This window comes from Spirulina sp. CS-785/01 (assembly GCF_028330525.1).
GTDB lineage: Bacteria > Cyanobacteriota > Cyanobacteriia > Cyanobacteriales > Spirulinaceae > JAQMSD01.
On sequence record NZ_JAQMSD010000057.1, the window covers coordinates 1 to 3138 of the forward strand.

The 3138-nt window shown below is 47.4% G+C and carries 4 protein-coding genes; all 4 read right to left on the bottom strand.

All coding sequences use genetic code 11. The features are described 5' to 3' along the window. Positions 1-130: 130 nt before the first annotated feature. The gene (locus tag PN462_RS03215) at positions 131-598 is read right to left on the bottom strand and encodes an Hsp20/alpha crystallin family protein (RefSeq protein WP_272126497.1); all 468 of its coding nucleotides are present in this window, start codon (positions 596-598) and stop codon (positions 131-133) included. A 197-nt stretch (positions 599-795) separates the two neighbouring features. Further along, on the bottom strand, positions 796-981 hold the full coding sequence (locus tag PN462_RS03220; RefSeq protein WP_272126500.1) for a cytochrome P450: 186 nt from the start codon (positions 979-981) through the stop codon (positions 796-798). A gap of 73 nt (positions 982-1054) precedes the next feature. After that, entirely contained in the window at positions 1055-2398 is a 1344-nt protein-coding gene (gene aroA / locus PN462_RS03225) for a 3-phosphoshikimate 1-carboxyvinyltransferase (RefSeq protein WP_272126498.1), read from the bottom strand. A 135-nt stretch (positions 2399-2533) separates the two neighbouring features. Then, positions 2534-2947 carry an RRXRR domain-containing protein gene (locus PN462_RS03230; protein WP_272126499.1) on the bottom strand — a complete coding sequence of 138 codons (414 nt, stop codon included), beginning with the start codon at positions 2945-2947 and terminating at the stop codon, positions 2534-2536. Positions 2948-3138 lie beyond the last annotated feature (191 nt).

Consider the following 3138-nt stretch of genomic DNA (forward strand, 5'->3'; position numbering starts at 1 on the left):
CGCCCCCTTACAGCTAATCCGGTCTAGAGAAACGACCAGTAGTGTTAATCCGCAATACCCCTGGAGAGCTATTCGCAGCTACGGGAAGGTTATCTCTCCCCACTCCCCCACCTCACGAAGTAGGTGGGGGTCATTGAAGTTGTTCTTGCTTGTTGCTACCTAAGTTAATTTTCACTACTTTGTCTTTCGCTTCCTCAACTTTGGGTAGAGTTAAGGTGAGGACACCATTGTTAAATTCTGCTTCAACCTGATCGTTTTCTACCGCGACAGGTAGGTTAATGGTGCGTTGGAAGCTACCGTACCGGAATTCAGAACGATAGAACCCTTGATCTTGGGACTCGTCTTCCTGACGATGTTCACCTTTAAGTGTCACGGTATCACGGCTCACGCTAATATCTAAATCTTCTGCGTTTAAGCCGGGGATCTGCGCCCGTAAGATCAGGTTATTATCTCGATCAGACAGTTCGATGGCAGGTTGCCAACCTAACGGGTTATTGCTTTCGATACCCGTCATGCCGTTGATGTCATCAAAGACTTGATCCATTTGACGGCGAAGGTTTTCTAGTTCGGAAAAAGGTTGCCAACGTAAGAGTGCCATAGATTCCTTCCACCTCCATAGAATTCTTCGAGTGAGGTTCGTATTGAACCTTTCAATTCTGATTATGACGAAGCTGTCAGGAGATTTCAGGGGAGAAAACCGAAAAAGTTCTTTTGCGGTTTTCCGAAAAAGGGGGATGGGGGGGATGCCCTTCGGCCTTCCCGATGCTTTCGAGGTGTTCGATGCTCCGAAATATACTATTGAACGACCATTGCAACGCCTCGCTTAGGGGTTAAATTAACGCCTCGTCTGACGGGGATTTCCGGTTCATTGCTGGTTAATTTTAGGTCATAGTTTCTCATGATGGTGGCAACTACTAATTTGAGTTCCCACATGGCTAATGCTTCCCCTAAACAGTGACGAGAGCCACCCCCAAAGGGGATAAACTCATAATTATAATTAGGACGATTTTAGAGTTAATTTTATTGACAAATTTTTTCTAATGTGGTAGTGAATCTAATGTGGTAATGAATCTAATGTGGTAATGAAATCGGGGTAAGAAATAGCGGCGGCTTCGGCTCGGTGGATGGTGGTGGGGGTGGTGGCATTTAAGGCGGCGATCGCAAGACTCATGGCCACCCGATGATCGGTGTAACTATCCACCTCTGCCCCTTGTAGCGGGGTTTCCCCGGTAATTTCTAACCCATCGGGGAATTCGCTGATTTTTGCCCCCATACGATTTAATTCTGTTGCCATAACGGCCAAGCGATCGCTCTCTTTTACTCGTAATTCCGTCGCATCTTTAATCACTGTCGTCCCCTGGGCAAACGTTGCCGCCACCGCTAAAATCGGCACTTCATCAATTAACCGGGGAATTAAATCCCCTGCAATTTCACATCCCTGTAAGGAACTCGCTTTCACCCGTAAATCCGCCACAGGTTCACCCGTTACAACGCGCTCATTTTCCGGAGTAATATCGGCCCCCATGCGGGCTAATGCCTCTAAAACCCCCGTTCGTGTGGGGTTCATGCCCACATTTTCCACCACTAACTCCGATCCTGGGGTAATGGCCGCAGCGACTAACCAGAAGGCCGCCGAACTAATATCCCCAGGGACAATTACCGTTTGCCCTTGTAATTGGGCGGCCTGGCCTTTTACTGTCACTGTGCGCGTTTCGGGATCAGTGGTAATGTCGGCCCCAAATGCCTTTAACATCCGTTCACTGTGATCCCGTGATATGGCGGGTTCTGTGACTGTGGTTTCCCCTTGGGCCGAGAGTCCAGCTAAGAGAAGACAAGATTTCACTTGGGCCGAGGCAATGGGGGAATGATAGTGAATGCCTTGGAGTTCTTGGCCTTGAATCCCTAGGGGGGCGAGGGTATGAGCTTGGCGGCCCCAAATGGTGGCCCCCATCTGGGTGAGGGGTTGGATGACACGAGACATGGGGCGCGATCGCAAGGAGTCATCCCCCGTCACCACAAAAAAGCGGTTAGCATGAGAAGCGAGTACCCCTAACATTAACCGCAACGTTGTACCAGAATTCCCTGCATTTAGCACATCTTGGGGTTCTTGTAACTTCCCTAACCCAACCCCCTCAATGGTCACATCTTGGTCATTTAACGCCGAAATTTTCGCCCCCATGGCCTGAAAACAGGAGGCTGTACTCCGGGGGTCTTCCCCTAATAATAAGCCTTTAACTGTAGTTGTGCCTTGGGCTATGGCCCCTAACATCAAGGCCCGATGAGAAATCGACTTATCCCCCGGAATTTGCACCCGGCCTTGTAACGATAACCCGGTTGGAGAGGGAGTTATCACTAAATCTTGATGGCGATTATCAACAGATTGGAGGGCGATGACCATAAATTTTTTACTAAAATGTCGCCAGAATGCCCCCATTATAATCTTTGATTTAATGGGGGATGAATGGCGACCAACAATAAATTATTATATTATAAATTTTCCTGAAAGTCTCCTGAGTAAAGACTGAATAACATCTTACGTGCCATTTAGCGAAAACTCAAACAAGTCACGCATTCTAGATCGAGGTTTACGGTAACGAAGTCGAGAACGTCGCTGTCTTCTTAACGCTCGTCTTTGGTCTAACCGTTTCTTAATGATAGCTCCACGATGCTCCAGTTGCATTCTCCACACCACTTCTCCTCTGTCTGTTACTAAAGCAAAGCCTGTTACTTGAGAACCTGGATCAATTTTCAGAGTTAGTGGATAAACATTTGGGTCAAGAATCGACTTTTTTAAGATGAGAGTGAATGGATAAAGTCTGAAGACTGAGGCTTTACCCCAGTTGAGGAGTTTTCTGGCTTGTGCTGGATGAACAGGTTTCAAAGGGGTTTGATTTTGGTCAATGAGAAATGTGTAATTGCACATGATTTTCAGGGCTTCTTCAGCCACTCAGTTAAACTGTAAGGTTGGCCTCGACAAACTTCAAAGGGCTTTTTACGTCTGTAACACTACCTCCATTCATCGTTGGTATTCAGTTTAATTACAGACCACAGAGCCAAGTGCTGGCGTTTACACTTGGGTGTGATGACCCTGGCGAAGGTAGCCTACCTTTTTACAGGATTTATGGCTGAGTCTGCACG

What these genes read in the sequence shown, in the direction of transcription:
- PN462_RS03215 (WP_272126497.1), bottom strand. Translation starts at nt 598, where the DNA reads ATGGCACTCTTACGTTGGCAACCTTTTTCCGAACTAGAAAACCTTCGC.
- aroA (WP_272126498.1), bottom strand. Translation starts at nt 2,398, where the DNA reads ATGGTCATCGCCCTCCAATCTGTTGATAATCGCCATCAAGATTTAGTG.